The organism is Kribbella sp. NPDC054772, from assembly GCF_053611945.1.
Genome location: NZ_JBSHBJ010000036.1, coordinates 68,995 through 84,107 on the forward strand (window position 1 = coordinate 68,995; position 15,113 = coordinate 84,107).

A 15,113-nucleotide genomic window follows, 5' to 3' on the forward strand; every position below is an offset into this window, starting at 1 on the left:
CTCATCCGCTCACGACGTACTCGGGTGCGCAGGCGGCGACCGCCGTCAGCTGCGCAGGGTTCTTCACACCGGCCAACGCACTCTTCGTTCGATCGGACCAGCCGTCCACACCGAGCAGTACGGCGACCGCGGCGACCTTGTCGCGAGCGTCCTCGACCGCCGACAGATCGGCCTTCTTCGCCAACTGCTGCGCGAGTTGCAGCCGCGTCACGCCGGCCGACGTGGTCAGCCAACTCGCACCAGCCGGCCAACCACCCACACTCGGGGGCCGGTACGGGAGCTGTCCCATACCGCGCAGACCGGCGAGCAGTTTGTTCTGCTCCTTCTCCTGCAGCTTGCCGGGCCGCAGTCCGAGCGCCCGCATCAGTCCGACCGTCCACTCCACCGGCTGCTTCACCAGCCCCGACGCCGGATCCAACCCCGGTTCGGCAACCATTGCTGTGAGCAACGATCGGATGTCGCGATTCACGCCGTACGCCGCACTCAGCCGGGCGACCGTCGCGGTATCGGGTGGAGTCGCCGACACCAACCGGAACCACAACCGCCCGATGACGAAACCGGCCGACGCGGGTTGCGCCAGCGCGAGCCCGGCGAACGCCTTCGCGTCGAAGTCACCGGTCTTGCCGAGCACCGTCTTCGTGCCGGAGTCGAACCGCTTGCGCTGGAACGTCGCGGCGCGACCGTCCTTGCGCAGCACCCACCCGGTCAGACAGCGGGCGCCCTGCGCGACGTCGGCCTCCTGGTAGTGACCGATGCCGAGCGTGAACAGTTCCATGAACTCGCGGGCCAGGTTCTCGTTCGGCGAACCCTTGCGGTTCCGTTGCCCGTCCAACCAGCGGATCGTCGCAGTGTCGACGATCATCGCCTGCGCGAGATCGCCGAACCGGCCGAGCGCGAGCCGGCGCTGGGTCTGGTTCTGCGCCAGCATCCAGGCCGCGTTGCGGACCTTCTGGTTGCTGGTCGCGAAGTGGCCGTGCCAGAACCAGGTCAGCCGCTCGCCCGCGGTCCGGCTCACGACCATCCGGTCGAGCCACCAGATCGTCAGCTTGCGCTCCTGCGCGGCCCGCTGCCGGTTGGCGGCCTTCTTCGCGCCCTGGTCGTCCTTCTTCGGCTGCGCGGGCGGTTCCAGTGCGGTCGGCGGTGGTATCGCGGCGGCGGCCGCATCCGTCGCGTGGCCGAGCAGGCGCCGTACGGTCGCGTCTGCGGTGGCATCGAGGTCACCCGGCGCGGGGCCGAACCCCAACCGATCGTTGAGCCGCCGGAGCACGGCCCTCTCGCTGATCTCGGTCATGCCCCCGATCGTTTCCGTCGAGCCGCCCTCGGACCAGGATCCGGCGGCTTTCTTCAGGTGATCCACAGGTGCCGGGTAGACAGCGTCTATCGACATCCGGTAGACACTGTCTACGTGATCGCCCTGGGTCTGCTGACCGCCTCCGCCGGCTGCCACGCCGCCTGGAACCTGTTGCTGAAACGAGGCGGCTTGGGCGGTCCCGCGTTCGTCTGGTTGTGCGGGCTGCTGACCTTGCCGATCTCGGTCGTGCTCCTGCTCCGCGGGTCGCTCGCCACGAGCTGGTGGGCCGGCCTCGTGAGCATGGCCCTTCACACGACGTACGCCGTGACGCTGCAGAAGGCGTACGGCGCCGCGGCGTTCTCGACCGTCTACTCGGTGAGTCGCGGCGCCGGCCCGGCGTTGGTAGCGGTGGCGAGCGAATCCGGGACACGGGTCTTCGGCGGCGCGGCGTTAGTGCTGGCCGGGGTCCTCATCATGGACCGGCCGCGCTCGCGGACGCCGGCGCGCGGGGTCGTCCTCGGGTTGCTGGTCGGCGGATGTACGGCGGCGTACACGCTCTGGGACGAGTACGCCGTCAGCTCGCTGCACATCGACCTGCTGACGTATCTCGCGGTGGCCAACGTGGCGCAGGTTGTCGTCTTGTCGGCCATCGTCCGCGATCACCAGGGAGCCCTGCGGAACTGGCGGTCAGCGCTGCCGATCGCCGTACTCATGCCGGCCAGCTACGGGCTTGTGTTACTCGCGTTGTCGGTCGCCTCGGTCGGAACTGTGGCGATCGGACGGACGCTGAACGTCGTCCTCGGTGCGCTGCTCGGAGTCGTCGTACTGCGCGAGCGGCTCGATCGCGCTCGAATCGTTGGTCTCGCCATCATTATCGGTGGCGTCCTATTGGTGAGTGTCTGAGGGGAACAACGTGAAAGACCTGGTCTGTCTGCATGCCGGCACGAGCGGGCCGTCGACCTGGGACCGCTTCGTGCCCGCGTTCGAGGAGCTCGGATATCGGGTGCACTGCCCGACGCTGCTCGGTCACGGCACCGCGGCGCGCCAACGCCCGTACCGCCTGGACGCCTTCTGCGATCAAATACTGCGCGATCAGGTACTGCGTGAACTCGACGGGCCGGTCACTCTCGTCGGGAACTCGCTCGGCGCGTTCGTCGCGAGCGCGGTCACGGTGGCCGAGCCGGATCTTGTCGAGCGCATGGTGCTCGAAGAGCTGCCGGTCCCGCCGAGGGACTCCGACGATGCTGGTCCCACAGTGCGGTCGATTCCGCCGTTGGCGTTGCTCGCGGCCGGCTGGCTGAGTCGGCGCCGGTGCGATCCGGTTCTCCTTCGAGATGTGATCGCGGATCTCCGGCGCCCACAGACGGCCTGGTGGGACGGCTTGGCGGCGGTCAAGGCGCCCACGCTCCTGCTGGCGGGCGGCCCCAAGAGTCACCTGGATCAAACCCGCTTCGCCGCGGTCAGCGAAGTGATGCCGGCCGCGACGGTCACCACGATCGAGGCGGGCCACCGCATCCACAGCCGCCAACCCGACCAGTGGCTCGCGACAGTCCGGGAGTTCCTTGCCTTCAAGGGCGCTTGAATTTCTAGAGTGTCGGTATGACGGAAACCCTCCTCGGCCGGATCGGGACCCACGGGCTCGGCGTTCTGGTCACCATCAAGCGCGACGGCCGCCCCCAGCTGTCCAACGTCACCTATGTCTTCGACGGCACCCGCCTCGGCGTCTCGCTGACCGACGACCGGGCCAAGACCAGGAACCTCCGCCGCGACCCGCGCGCCAGCCTGTACATCAACGGTTCTGGCGGGCGCTCGTACATCGTCCTCGAGGGGAAGGCCGAGCTCAGCCCGGTCGCCGCGGACCCGCACGACGCCACCGTCGAGAGCCTTGTCGACTACTACCGGACCGCATCCGGCGAGCACCCCGACTGGGACGAGTACCGCGCGGTGATGGTCCGGGACAAGCGGTTGATGCTCACGATGACCGTCGACCACGCCTACGGGATGCCTAAGCCGTAGCAGCGACTTCCGTTTCGGGTGTCCCCCGCGCCGCCCGCGCCGCCTCGCGGTACCGGCGCGGCGCGACACCGTTGACGCGTTTGAAGGCATTGCTGAACGCGCTGTCGGACATGTAGCCGAGCGAGCGCGCGAGGGCCGACAGCGGCTGATCGTCGTCGCGCAGCGCTCGCTCGGCGAGGCGCATCCGCCAGTTCAGCAGGTACGTCAGCGGCGGGACGCCTGCGACCGAACGGAAGCGTTCCGCGAACGTGGTCCGGGACATCGCGGCGGCCTGCGCGAGTTCCTCGAGCTGCCAGACCCGCCCGGGCTGGTCGTGCATCAGGTGCAGCGCCGGTGCGATGCGGTCGTCGGCGATCGCGCGCAGCCAGCCGACCGGGAGCGCGTCGGACGCGTCCAGGCAGGCCCGGAGCGCCTCGAGGAACAGCAGGTGCGCGACATCGTCGGCGGCCAGGCTCGCGCCGGGCTCGGCGGTCGATACCTCGCGCAACAAGCGGTTGAGCAGCCAGTGGAAGGTCGCGGCCCGCTCGTCGGCGGCCCGCAGGTGGATCACCGGCGGCAGGGCGCGGAGCAGCAGTTCCTCGCCGGTGCGATTCAGGGACACGTGGCCACCGACGCCGACCACCCGCTGACCGATGCCGGACCCGGCTCCGCTGCCGAAGCGGGCGATCGGACCGTCGGTGGCACCGAACGCGGCCACCGCGTCCTCGACCGGCACTGCGTCGGAATTGCCCTTCACGAACTCGTGCCGACCGTCGAACAGCACGACGTCCCCCGCCGCCAACTCGATCCGGTCGGCCGTCAGGTCGTCGTCGAAGTCGATCCAGCACGTGCCCTCGACCGCGGCGGTGAACTTCAGCCGGTTCGTGGCCGGGTACCGCAGCCGCCACTCGCCGATCGCCTCGAACCCGCGGGAGACGTGGCAATGCGCCTCGGTGAGCGCGAGGGTGTCGGTGAGCGGATCGGCCATATCCGTACTATCGCGCAAGTAATCAGCACTCTCAAGCATTCAGAGTCCGAGTACGGCGGCCTACTGTCGAAGTATGCAGACACCAATGGGATCAGGATTCACCGCGGCCTCCACGACGAACGACGTACTGGACGGCATCGACCTGCACGGGAAGGTCGCGATCGTCACCGGTGGGTACTCCGGTTTGGGCAGGGAAACCGTTCGCGCGTTCCGGTCGGCCGGCGCGGATGTCGTCGTACCGGCGCGGGATGTCGCCCGGGCGAGCGCCGAGTTGGCCGATGTTGGTGGAGTCGCTGTTGAGGAGATGGACCTACTCGATCCGGCGAGTATCGACGCGTTCGCGGACCGGTTCCTGGCGAGCGGGCGTGCGCTGCACATCCTGGTGAACAGCGCCGGGATCATGGCGAACCCCCTGACCCGCGACGCCCGCGGGTACGAGTCGCAGTTCGCGACGAACCATCTCGGGCACTTCCAGCTCACGACGCGGCTGCTGCCGGCGCTGCGGAACGCTGGTGCCGCTCGGGTGGTGTCGGTGTCGTCGCGCGGGCACCGGTACAGCGACGTCGACTTCGACGACCCGAACTTCGAGCAGCGCGAGTACGCGCCGTACCTGGGGTATGGGCAGTCGAAGACGGCGCACATCCTCTTCGCGGTCGAACTGGACGAGCGCGAGCGTGCCAACGGCATCCGCGCATTCGCCGTCCACCCGGGGAGCATCGTCACGAACCTCGCGCGCTTCACGGATCGCGAGACGCTGCGGCAGGGCGGGATCCTGGACGCGAACGACGAGCCGGTGATCGACCCCGCCCGCGGCCTGAAGACGGTCGAGCAGGGCGCGGCGACCCAGGTCTGGTGCGCGGTCAGCCCCCAACTCGAGGGGTACGGCGGCGTGTACTGCGAGGACGTGGACATCGCGAAGGTGCACACGTCGGACGAGCCGGACGTCGGTGTGCTCGCGGTGACTCCGGGCGCGTTCGGCGTACTGCCTTATGCGATCGACGCCGAGAACGCGCGCCGGCTGTGGAAGCTCAGCGAGGAACTTCTCGACCGCGGATAAACCAGTCGCGGTAAACCGGTGGTTCGTGGACGCTGAGGGTGTGGAGATCACGAAACTGTCGCCCGACAACGAAGCCGGGTGCGTCGAAGCCGTCGCGATCCGGAACGCCGCGTGGAAGCTGGACTGCCCGGAGATGGTCGAGGCCACGCCCCGCGGGTTCGCGAACATGCTGCGCTACGGCTGGGACCTCGAGCCGCAGGACGCTTATCTCGCGCGGGACGATGACGGAGTCGCCGTCGGCCTGCTGGGGCTGTCGATGCCCACGTACGACAACACGAACCAGGTGTGGGTCGACATCGACGTCCACCCGGACCACCGCGGCCGGGGCGTCGGGTCTGCGCTCGTCGAGTACGCCGAGCAGGTGGCGCGCGAGCTCGGCCGGGACACGGTCGGATACGGCTGCATCGACCTGCCGAAGGCGGACGCGTTCGCCCGGCGGCACGGGTTCGAGCAGAAGGCGATCGAGGTGAACCGCCGGCAGGACCTCGCGACGCTCGACTGGGACGTCGTCCAGGCCCTGTACGACGACGCGGTGGGCGCGTCGACGGCGTACGAGCTGACGACGCTGACCGGGGCGCTGCCGGAGGAACTGCTGGAGCCGATGGTCGAGCTGACCGGCTCGATCAACGACGCCCCGAAGGACGACCTGGACATGGAGGACGACGTCTTCAGTCCGGAACGCCTGCGCGCCTACGAGGAAGCGCAGGCGAAGAGCGACCACACGATCTATCGCGTGATCGCCCGGGAGAAGAGCACCGGCGCACTGGCCGGGCACACGGTCATCGCGGTCGAGCGCGAGCGCCCGCACATCGGCGAGCAGCACGACACGGCCGTCGACCGGGCGCACCGAGGCCATCGGCTGGGCGCGCTGGTCAAGTCCGCAATGCTGCTGTGGCTCCGGGAGGCCGAGCCGGCCGTGACCCAGGTCGACACCTGGAACGCGGAGTCCAACAACCACATGATCGGCATCAACGAGAAACTCAACTACAAGATCGTCGCCCGCATCCTCGCGTACCAGAAAACGATCTAGTCGGGAGAATCGGCAGCTCGACAGGAGGTGTCGACGATCCGCCCTCGATTCCAGCTCTTCTCAGGCGTGCGCACGCCAGCAGTGGGCATATACGTACTGTCGAGCTGCAGGTCGGAGGACGGTTCGGGCTCGGCAGGCACAGACAGACGGCATGGGCGCTAGGTTGCTGGGTGGCCAAGGCCGAAGAGGCTGGCCACCCGGTCGACCAGTGTGTCCTCCGTGGTGCCGATCGCGACGTCGACACCGGTCAGGCCGAGCCGTGCAACGTCCGCCGTCAGCCGCTCGGTGAACATCCGGTCCCGTTCGAGCAGGTTGCCGAGCGCCCGCTCCGGCGCACTGGTCCGCCCGGCGATCGCCCACAACGAACCGCGGTGCTCGATCGCCATCCGCCGGAACTCCGGTGTCGGCAGCAACCAAACCGCCCGCCTCCGATCGGCAAGCAACGGTGCAACGAGCTCAGGCAACAGCCGAAACCCTTCCACCACAACCGGCTCCGGCGGCAGCTGCAGCAGGTCGTCGACGATCAGCTGGAAACCCTCGCCCCGGAACCAGTGGAACGTGTCGAGCATGACGCCGGGTGCGCGGTTCGCCCAGCGTTCGTCCATGTCCATCGCCAGGAACTCGTGCAGGTACGGGCTGTCGGTCGCGGTCGTTCGCGCCGAGTGCTCCCCCATCATCCGGTCCGTGTCGTACAGCCGCAGGCCGAATCGGGCGGCGAGGCGGTTTGCGACTGTTGACTTGCCTCCACCGGTGCCGCCGCCCAGCCAGTGGACGTGGGTGAGGCGGGCGGCGGCTGTCATGCGGGCTCGACGAGGGTGACCTTCATGCGGTTCGAGACGGTGAAACCCATCGACTCGTACAGGCGGATCGCGGCGGTGTTCGTGCCGCCGGTGTGCAGGAACGGGCTGCTGCCGGTTGACGTGATGTGGGCCGCGACAGCTCGGATCAGGCGAGTGGCGAGGCCCTGGCCGCGGGCCGACTCGTGGGTGCAGACGGCGCTGATCTCGGTGTACCCAGGCAGGTTGAACCGCGTGCCGGCCATCGCGATCAGCTCACCCTCACGACGGATCCCCAGGTAAGTGCCGAGCTCAATCGTCCGACTCCGGAACGGACCGGGATCGGTGAGCGCTACCAGCGCGAGCATGTCAGGCACGTCGTCGACGCCCAGCACGACCGCCTCGGGATCATCGGCCGCGAGATCCGCCGGCGCGGTGAACTGCACGAGATCGAACACGCGGTCGAGCTTGAACCCGTCCGGCACCGGGAACTCGGGCCGCATCAACGCGCCGACGGTCCCCTGCCCGAGCAGTACGGCGGCATCCGCCCAGTCCGCCGCCGTCGGCTCGTCCGGAAGACCGAGGAACGGCGCCACCGCGGACGGGTACCGCCGGGCGTTGCCCCGGACCTCGGCGAACGACGCGTGCGGCCCGGTCAACGCGGCGTACACGGGATTCTGCAGGCTCATCAGAAGCCCAGCTTGCGAAGGTTCTTCGCGTCGGTCTGCCAGTTCTTGGCGATCTTGACGTGCAGGTCGAGGTAGACAGGCGTCCCCAGCAGGGCCTCGATCTGCTTCCGTGCGGCCGCGCCGACCTCGCGCAGCCGGGCGCCCTTGTGACCGATCACGATGCCTTTCTGGCTCTCGCGCTCCAGGAAGATGTTCGCGTAGACGTCGAGCAGCGGCTTGTCCTCGGGCCGGTCCTCGCGCAGGTTCATCTCGTCGATGGTGACGGCGATCGAGTGCGGCAGCTCGTCCCGGACACCCTCCAGCGCGGCCTCGCGGATCAGCTCGGCGACCAGCGTCTCCTCGGGCTCGTCGGTGATGTCGCCGTCCGGGTAGAGCGGGAAGCCCTGCGGCAGCAGCTTCACCAGTTCGTCCGCGACCAGGTCCACCTGAAAACCGGACGTCGCCGACACCGGGACGATCGACGCCCACTCGATCCCGACCGACTCGCCGAGCGCCTGGATCTCGGCCAGGTGCTCGACCATCCGGTCCGGCGCGACGAGGTCGGCCTTCGTGGCCAGCGCGACCTTCGGGGTCTTCGCGACCTTCGCCGCCTCGCTCACCAGGAACCGGTCACCGGGACCGATCTTGTCGCTGGCAGGCAGGCAGACCGCGATCACGTCGACCTCGGCCCAGGTCGTCTTGACCAGGTCGTTCAGCCGCTCGCCGAGCAGCGTCCGCGGCTTGTGCAGACCGGGGGTGTCGACCAGGATCAGCTGCGCGTCCGGCCGGTGCACGATGCCGCGCACGGCGTGCCGCGTGGTCTGCGGCTTCGACGAGGTGATCACGATCTTCTTCCCCACCACTGCGTTGGTGAGGGTCGACTTCCCCGCGTTCGGCCGGCCCACGAAGCAGGCGAACCCGGACTTGAAGTTCTCAGGTGTGGACGACATCGCGAACCTCTCCACTTCCTTCGGCCAGGACGACCGGGACGTTCGCCCCGGCGAAGTGGCGTACGACGTTCACGTCGACGGAGTCCCCGGCACCGACGCCGTCACCAACCACCGCGGCGGCCTCCAGCCCCTTCACACCCGACGCCAGCGCCATCGCGACCGCCAGCTGCAACGCGGTCAACTCGACCGTGTCGAGCGCGACGGTGCAGGCAGCGTACGTCCGGCCGTCGGAATCCCGTACGGCGGCGCCCTCAGCAGCCCGGGTACGGGCCCGGGCAGCGCGAGCGAGCGTGACGAGTTTGGCGTCCTCAGCGGAGAGGTCAGGCAACACAGGCTCCTAGGCGTGCTGGTGATTCTGGTCTTGTGGCGCGGGGGTGGGCTCCTCGCGTCGTACCAGAACCGTACCTACCTGGTTGCGGCGACCCGACGGCCGCTCCGCCGTCAGCGACAGACCCTCGAGCGAGACCTCGGCGCCGGGGATCGGCACCTTGCCGAGCAGCTTCGCCATCAGACCGCCGACAGTGTCGACGTCGTCGTCGTCCAGCGGCACGCCGAACAGCTCGCCCAGCTCGTCGATCGGGAGCCGGCTGGAGACCCGGTAGCTCCCGTCCGAGAGCTCCTGCACCGAGTCCGGGTCCTCGTCGTACTCGTCGGTGATCTCGCCGACGATCTCCTCGAGGATGTCCTCGATCGCCACGAGTCCCGCCGTACCGCCGTACTCGTCGACGACGATCGCCAGGTGCATCCGGGCCGCCTGCATCTCGCGCAGCAGCTGGTCGACCGGCTTGGAGTCCGGCACGTACATGCACGGCCGCATCACCGACTCGACCCGCTCGGTCGACTCGGCCTGGGCGTTGTCGTAGACGCGACGCATCACGTCCTTGAGGTAGACGACGCCGAGGATGTCGTCCAGCGACTCGCCGATCACCGGGATCCGCGAGTACCCCGAACGCAGGGCCAGCGAGGTGAGCTGGCGGAGTTTCTTGTGCTTCTCGATGTAGACCATGTCGGTCCGCGGCACCATCACCTCGCGGACGATGGTGTCACCGAGCTCGAACACCGAGTGGATCATCTGCCGCTCGCCGGACTCGATCACCGCGGACTTCTCCGCGTAGTCGACCAGCGCGCGCAGCTCGGCCTCGGTCGCGAACGGTCCCTCGGCGAACCCCTTGCCCGGGGTCAGCGCGTTACCGATCAGGATCAGCAGCTTCGGCACCGGCCCGAGGATCCGGGTCAGCGCCATCACCGGACCGGCGGACAGGATCGCGAACCGGTCCGAGTGCTGCCGGCCGAGCGTCCGCGGCGCGACGCCGATGATCACGTACGAGACCAGCACCATCACCACGGCGGTGATCAGGATGTGCTCCCAGGTCACCTCGAAGACGCCGGACAGCGCCTGGGTGACCAGCACGATCGCGGTGATCTCACAGATCAGGCGGAGCAGCAGCAAAGAGTTCAGGTACCGCGGGGCGTCCGACAGCAGGTCGCGCAGCTTGACCGCGCGCAGGTTGCCCTGCTCGACCTGCTCGTTCGCCCGCACCTTCGAGTACGACGACAGCGCCGCCTCCGCGCCGGCGAACAACCCGGCGAGCAGCACGAGCACAGCGGCCACAACCAGCAGAACGAGGTCGTGGTAGGTCATGGGAACGTCACTCCTGACCGGCAGAGGGCGCCATCAGGCACCCTCCAGTCTGTTTCCAGGTGCGCGCCATGCTTCCAGCAGGCGACCCTGAACGTCCCACATCTCGGCTTTCTCGGCGGGTTCAGCATGGTCGTACCCGAGCAGGTGCAGGATACCGTGCACCGTCAGCAGCTCCAGCTCGGCCCACGTGCCGTGCCCGGCCTTCGCGCCCTGCGCGGCCGCGACGGTCGGGCAGAGCGCGATGTCACCGAGGTGGCCGAGCGGCAGCTCGCCGTCGTCCTCCTCGGCCGGCCCCGGCCGCAGCTCGTCCATCGGCCACGACATCACGTCGGTCGGACCCGGCAGGTCCAGGAACTCGACGTGATACCGCGCCATGGTGTCCTCGTCGACCAGCTTGATCGACAGCTCACACTCCGGGTGCAGCCGCAGCGACGACATCACGAAGCGGCTCAGCCGCATCAGTCCGTGGGCGTCGATCTCTACTCCGGACTCGTTGTTGACCTCGACGTTCATCGCTGGTGATCAACACTGCCTTCGTAGTTCTCGTACGCGGACACGATCCGGCCGACCAGCTTGTGCCGGACGACGTCGTGCGAGGTCAGCCGGCAGAACGCGAGGTCCTGCACGCCTTCGAGGATTCCCTGGACGACCCGCAGACCCGAGTTCGTACCGTTCGGCAGGTCGACCTGGGTGACGTCGCCGGTGACGACCATCTTGGAGCCGAACCCGAGCCGGGTGAGGAACATCTTCATCTGCTCCGGCGAGGTGTTCTGCGCCTCGTCCAGAATGATGTAGGCGTCGTTCAGCGTCCGGCCGCGCATGTAGGCCAGCGGCGCGATCTCGATCGTGCCGGCGGTCATCAGCCGCGGGATGGACTCCGGGTCGAGCATGTCGTGCAGGGCGTCGTACAGCGGGCGCAGGTACGGGTCGATCTTCTCCGACAGGGTGCCGGGCAGGAACCCGAGCCGCTCGCCGGCCTCGACGGCCGGCCGGGTCAGGATGATCCGGTTGACCTCCTTGGCCTGCAGCGCCTGGACCGCCTTGGCGACCGCCAGGTAGGTCTTGCCGGTACCGGCGGGGCCGATGCCGAAGACGATGGTGTTCTTGTCGATGGCGTCGACGTACCGCTTCTGGTTCAGCGTCTTCGGCCGGATGGTCCGGCCGCGGCTGGACAGGATGTTCTGGGTGAGCACGTCGGCGGGGCTCTCGACCGTGGCGGCCTTGATCATCGCGATGCTGCGCTCGACCGAGTCGGCGGTCAGGCCGTGCCCGGTGCGGATCACCGCGATCAGCTCGTCGATCAGCCGCTCGGCCAGGGCCAGCTCGGCGGGCTCGCCGATCAGCGTGATCTCGTTGCCGCGGACCATGATGTCGGCGGCGAACTCCTTCTCGACGATGCGGAGGAACTCGTCCCGGGCTCCGAGCAGGGCCACCATGTCGATGCTGTTCGGCACGACGATCTTGTGCGACGCCTGCGTGCTGGTGGCAGCCTCACGAGCGGTGCCGTTCGCGCGCGCCTCCGGTTCGATACTGCGTGGCCTGGACAGGCTCTTCCTCCTGAGTACGGGTGATGTGACTTTCTCCATGCTAGCCGCCTCGTCCGACACCCTCACTCGGAATTCCCCGAGACACGCCTGCCCGGGGCGCCGGAGCGCCGTACGAACGGAACCTTCGGTGCTGCGTGACGACCCGGCCACTCCCCGTCAACGCACCTGTCCGTCCGCTGAGAATTGCACTGACCGGGGCCTGCTTGTTGTCAACCTGGGACGCCATCTTCGCGTCGTCTTTTCGTGGCGCAACCGGCTGTGGTGTACGAAGAGTGCGTGACACCTGAGTCCTCGTGGGATGCCGACGAGGCGCTGACGGCTGTGTACACGGCGCACTACACCTCGCTCGTCCGCCTCGGCGCACTGCTGTTGCGCGACACCGGAACGGCGGAGGAGATCGTCCAGGACGCGTTCGTCGCGATGCACGGCCGCTGGAACCGGCTCCGCGACCCCCACAAGGCTCTCGCGTACCTGCGGACCGCGGTGGTGAACCGCTGCCGGTCCCGGCAACGCCACCTGATCGTCGTGGACAAACACACCCCCAAGGCCCTCCCCGACGAGCCGAGCGCCGAGCAGGCGGTACTGCGCAGCGCGGAGACGGACCGCGTGATCGAGGCGATGCGGACGCTGCCGGAGAAGCAGCGCACCGTGATGGTGCTCCGGTACTACGGTGACCTGTCGGAAGCCGAGATCGCGGACACGATGGGCATCAGCCGGGGCTCCGTGAAAAGCCATGCCGCGCGCGCGACGAAATCGCTGCGCCAGCTCCTGGAGCAGAACGCATGAACGACAACACGCCGAACGACCCGTTCGACGACCTGATGCGGCGGGCGTTGCACGACGAGGCCGACCGGATCGAGCCCGCCGACGCCCTGCCGGAGATCCGCGCCCGCGCGCACGCCCAGCGCCGGCCCGTCCACCGGCGCCCCTGGCTCCTGACCACCGGTGTGGCCGCGGTCGGCACCGCGGCGGCGATCGGCGCCTTCACCGTCTTCACCGGCAGCGACAACACCGCCAACGACGGCGACACGGTCGCCGGTTCCGGTACGACGGCCACCGCGTCCGCCGTACCGCAGGGCCGGACCCCGTCGGTCGCGCAACCCTCGCCGGCACCGTCGGTGGTCTCGCCCGAGGCGTCGTCCGAGGCGTCGACCGGGGCGTCGATTGGGGCCACCACCATCCCGCCGTACAAGGCCATTCCGCCGACCACAACCGGCGCGCCCGAGCAGGCCGTCAGCAACGCGCTCGTTCCGGTCTACTGGATGGGTCAGCAGATCGGCGCCCGGAAGAAGACCGCGACCCGCCTGTACCGCACCTGGGCCAAGGTCAGCGGCCGGCCGGCCGAGGAGGCGGTCCGGATCATGACCACGAAGCGGCCGGACGACCCGGACTACTTCACGGTCTGGCGCGGCGCCGCGGTGAACACCGTGACGCGGTCGAACGGCCTGGTGACGGTCGACTTCAAGCAGCTGCCGAAGACCACGCTGGACGCCGACGTCGCGCAGGTCGCGACGCAGCAGCTGGTGTACACCGTGCAGGGCGCGTTGAAGGACGACCAGACCCCGATCCAGGTCACGCAGGGCGGGCAGTCGGTGCCGAAGCTGTTCGGTCAGGTCGACGCCACGGCGCCGCTCGGGCGCGCGCAGGCGGCGGACGTGCAGGCCTTCGTCTGGATCGAGTCGCCCGCAGAGGCCCAGGTGCTCGGGGAGGACCAGGTCACGGTCCAGGGCGTGGCGAACACGTTCGAGGCGACGGTCAACTACCAGGCGACGAACCTGAAGACCCGCGAGACGAAGAAGAGCTTCACCAGCACGAAGGAAGGCATGAAGTTCTCGCCGTACGCGTTCCAGCTCACGCTCAGCCCGGGCCCGTGGCAGATCAGCGTCTACCTGGTGTCCGCGGCGGACGGCACGATCACCGACACGGATTCCAAGTCGATCCTCGTGAAGTAGGCCTGGTGAAGTAGCTAGTCCGCGCGGTCGATGGTTGCGGCGAGCAGTCCTGGGAAGGCCTGGTCGAACTCGGGCCGGCGCAGGCGGTTGAGGCGGCGGGCGCCCTCGTCGCGCTGCTCGATCAGGCCGGCGGAGCGCAGTACCGAGAAGTGGTGGCTGGCAGTCGCCTTCTTCACCGGGAGGTCGAAGGTGCCGCAGGCGCGCGTCCAGTCGTCGTGGACGGCGAGGTCGCGCAGGATCGAGCGGCGGACCGGATCCGCGAGCGCGTCGAGTGCCGTCTGCAACGGCACGTCGACCGGTGCGACGTGCTGCAGGGTTCGCGCTCGCGCTGACTCGACAACCATGGTGTTCGAAGTCTACCTAACAGCTCAACGCCAGCGGGAACGGGCGAGCAGCGCGGCCGCCGCAGCGACGCCCGCGGTCGAAGTACGGAGGACGGTGTCGCCGAGGCGGACGGAGTCGACGTCGAGGCTCTTGAGCTCGGTCGGAGCGATCCCGCCTTCGGGGCCGATCACGATCACCACGTCACCAGCGGCCGGAACCTCGAGGGACGCCAGTGGGGTGGTCGCCTCCTCATGCAGTACGACGGGCAGCGCCGCGCCGGCCAGCAACTCGGCGACCTCGGCCGTGGTCGCGACCGGAGCCACCTCCGCGAACCAGGTACGGCGTGACTGCTTGCTCGCCTCGAACGCCCACGCCCGCCACTTCGCGAGCATCTTCTCGACCCGCTCCGGGTTGGCCCGGAACTGACTCCGCTCCGCGTTCCACGGCACGATCACGTCGACGCCGACCTCGGTCAGCATCTCGACCGCGAGCTCGGCCCGCTCCCCCTTCGGCACAGCCTGCACTACGACGACCCGGGGAGCCGGCGCCGGCTCACTCCCCCGCACGTCGACTGCCACCGTTACGCCGGCCTTGGAAGCGGAAACCACGGCACCCTCGGCCCAGGCGCCCCGCCCGTCCGTCAGCCGAACGCGCTCGCCCGGCCCGATCCGCCGTACGACGGCTGCATGCCGGCCCTCCGGTCCGTCGAGCGTCAGCTCCTCGCCGGCCAGATCGGCACGGAAGAACACCGCGACCCCCATCGTCCCAACACCTCCACCATCCGAGCGTGACCGTCCGAGCGTCCACCGTTTGAGGGGCCGGCCCCTCAAGGGGTGGGTTCTCCCCCCGAATTTCCAGGGGCCTTCCCGCCGTTTGGGGGGGGGGCGCCCCCC

At 68.8% G+C, this 15,113-nt stretch carries 18 protein-coding genes; 7 read left to right on the plus strand and 11 right to left on the minus strand.

Annotated elements, in window-relative coordinates; all coding sequences use genetic code 11:
• Position 1 precedes the first annotated feature (1 nt).
• Positions 2–1,291: a DUF1800 domain-containing protein gene (locus tag ACWGID_RS35480; RefSeq protein WP_452203721.1), complete on the minus strand. Its 1,290-nt coding sequence runs from the start codon at positions 1,289–1,291 to the stop codon at positions 2–4.
• 114 nt (positions 1,292–1,405) lie between these two features.
• Here ACWGID_RS35480 and ACWGID_RS35485 point away from each other — a divergent pair, with 114 nt between their 5' ends.
• The 3 genes from ACWGID_RS35485 to ACWGID_RS35495 are packed head-to-tail and all read left to right on the plus strand — an operon-like array spanning position 1,406 to position 3,307.
• On the plus strand, positions 1,406–2,194 hold the full coding sequence (locus ACWGID_RS35485) for an EamA family transporter (protein ID WP_452203722.1): 789 nt from the start codon (positions 1,406–1,408) through the stop codon (positions 2,192–2,194).
• Entirely contained in the window at positions 2,187–2,873 is a 687-nt protein-coding gene (locus tag ACWGID_RS35490; protein ID WP_452203723.1) for an alpha/beta fold hydrolase, read from the plus strand. Before ACWGID_RS35485 ends, ACWGID_RS35490 begins: the two co-directional genes overlap by 8 nt.
• 17 nt (positions 2,874–2,890) lie before the next feature.
• Positions 2,891–3,307 (plus strand): PPOX class F420-dependent oxidoreductase, encoded by a 417-nt coding sequence (locus ACWGID_RS35495; RefSeq protein ID WP_452203724.1) that lies wholly within the window; start codon positions 2,891–2,893, stop codon positions 3,305–3,307.
• Here ACWGID_RS35495 and ACWGID_RS35500 read toward each other — a convergent pair.
• Positions 3,297–4,274, minus strand: coding sequence for an AraC family transcriptional regulator (locus ACWGID_RS35500; protein ID WP_452203725.1), 978 nt, complete (start codon positions 4,272–4,274; stop codon positions 3,297–3,299). The genes ACWGID_RS35495 and ACWGID_RS35500 overlap by 11 nt on opposite strands.
• A 73-nt stretch (positions 4,275–4,347) precedes the next feature.
• On the opposite strand from ACWGID_RS35500, the gene ACWGID_RS35505 reads away from it, so the two are divergent.
• Both ACWGID_RS35505 and ACWGID_RS35510 read left to right on the plus strand, forming a co-directional pair.
• Complete coding sequence (locus ACWGID_RS35505; RefSeq protein WP_452203726.1) at positions 4,348–5,331, plus strand: oxidoreductase; 984 nt, start codon at positions 4,348–4,350, stop codon at positions 5,329–5,331.
• Positions 5,332–5,371: 40 nt separating this feature from the next.
• Entirely contained in the window at positions 5,372–6,361 is a 990-nt protein-coding gene (locus ACWGID_RS35510; RefSeq protein WP_452203727.1) for a GNAT family N-acetyltransferase, read from the plus strand.
• A gap of 158 nt (positions 6,362–6,519) precedes the next feature.
• Here ACWGID_RS35510 and ACWGID_RS35515 read toward each other — a convergent pair whose 3' ends face one another.
• From ACWGID_RS35515 to ACWGID_RS35545, 7 genes are read right to left on the minus strand one after another with little or no spacing between them, the layout of a single operon-like run.
• Positions 6,520–7,161 carry a hypothetical protein gene (locus ACWGID_RS35515; protein WP_452203728.1) on the minus strand — a complete coding sequence of 214 codons (642 nt, stop codon included), beginning with the start codon at positions 7,159–7,161 and terminating at the stop codon, positions 6,520–6,522.
• Positions 7,158–7,826: a GNAT family N-acetyltransferase gene (locus ACWGID_RS35520; RefSeq protein ID WP_452203729.1), complete on the minus strand. Its 669-nt coding sequence runs from the start codon at positions 7,824–7,826 to the stop codon at positions 7,158–7,160. The genes ACWGID_RS35515 and ACWGID_RS35520 overlap by 4 nt, the downstream gene beginning before the upstream one ends.
• Positions 7,826–8,755 carry a GTPase Era gene (era, locus tag ACWGID_RS35525; protein WP_452203730.1) on the minus strand — a complete coding sequence of 310 codons (930 nt, stop codon included), beginning with the start codon at positions 8,753–8,755 and terminating at the stop codon, positions 7,826–7,828. The genes ACWGID_RS35520 and era overlap by 1 nt, the downstream gene beginning before the upstream one ends.
• Positions 8,739–9,083, minus strand: a complete 345-nt coding sequence (locus tag ACWGID_RS35530) for a cytidine deaminase (RefSeq protein WP_452203731.1) — start codon at positions 9,081–9,083, stop codon at positions 8,739–8,741. Before ACWGID_RS35530 ends, era begins: the two co-directional genes overlap by 17 nt.
• Positions 9,084–9,092: 9 nt before the next feature.
• The gene (locus ACWGID_RS35535; RefSeq protein WP_452203732.1) at positions 9,093–10,397 is read right to left on the minus strand and encodes a hemolysin family protein; all 1,305 of its coding nucleotides are present in this window, start codon (positions 10,395–10,397) and stop codon (positions 9,093–9,095) included.
• Between the two features lie 33 nt (positions 10,398–10,430).
• Positions 10,431–10,910 (minus strand): rRNA maturation RNase YbeY, encoded by a 480-nt coding sequence (ybeY, locus tag ACWGID_RS35540; RefSeq protein WP_387784872.1) that lies wholly within the window; start codon positions 10,908–10,910, stop codon positions 10,431–10,433.
• Entirely contained in the window at positions 10,907–11,833 is a 927-nt protein-coding gene (locus ACWGID_RS35545) for a PhoH family protein (protein WP_452203740.1), read from the minus strand. Before ACWGID_RS35545 ends, ybeY begins: the two co-directional genes overlap by 4 nt.
• Before the next feature lie 387 nt (positions 11,834–12,220).
• On the opposite strand from ACWGID_RS35545, the gene ACWGID_RS35550 reads away from it, so the two are divergent.
• Both ACWGID_RS35550 and ACWGID_RS35555 read left to right on the plus strand, forming a co-directional pair.
• Positions 12,221–12,730, plus strand: coding sequence for a SigE family RNA polymerase sigma factor (locus tag ACWGID_RS35550; RefSeq protein WP_452203733.1), 510 nt, complete (start codon positions 12,221–12,223; stop codon positions 12,728–12,730).
• Complete coding sequence (locus tag ACWGID_RS35555; protein ID WP_452203734.1) at positions 12,727–13,896, plus strand: Gmad2 immunoglobulin-like domain-containing protein; 1,170 nt, start codon at positions 12,727–12,729, stop codon at positions 13,894–13,896. The genes ACWGID_RS35550 and ACWGID_RS35555 overlap by 4 nt, the downstream gene beginning before the upstream one ends.
• A 14-nt stretch (positions 13,897–13,910) precedes the next feature.
• Here the strand turns inward: ACWGID_RS35555 and ACWGID_RS35560 are convergent, their stop codons facing one another.
• Positions 13,911–14,240 carry an ArsR/SmtB family transcription factor gene (locus tag ACWGID_RS35560; RefSeq protein ID WP_452203735.1) on the minus strand — a complete coding sequence of 110 codons (330 nt, stop codon included), beginning with the start codon at positions 14,238–14,240 and terminating at the stop codon, positions 13,911–13,913.
• 24 nt (positions 14,241–14,264) lie between these two features.
• Positions 14,265–14,981: a 16S rRNA (uracil(1498)-N(3))-methyltransferase gene (locus tag ACWGID_RS35565; protein WP_452203736.1), complete on the minus strand. Its 717-nt coding sequence runs from the start codon at positions 14,979–14,981 to the stop codon at positions 14,265–14,267.
• Between the last annotated feature and the right edge of the window lie 132 nt (positions 14,982–15,113).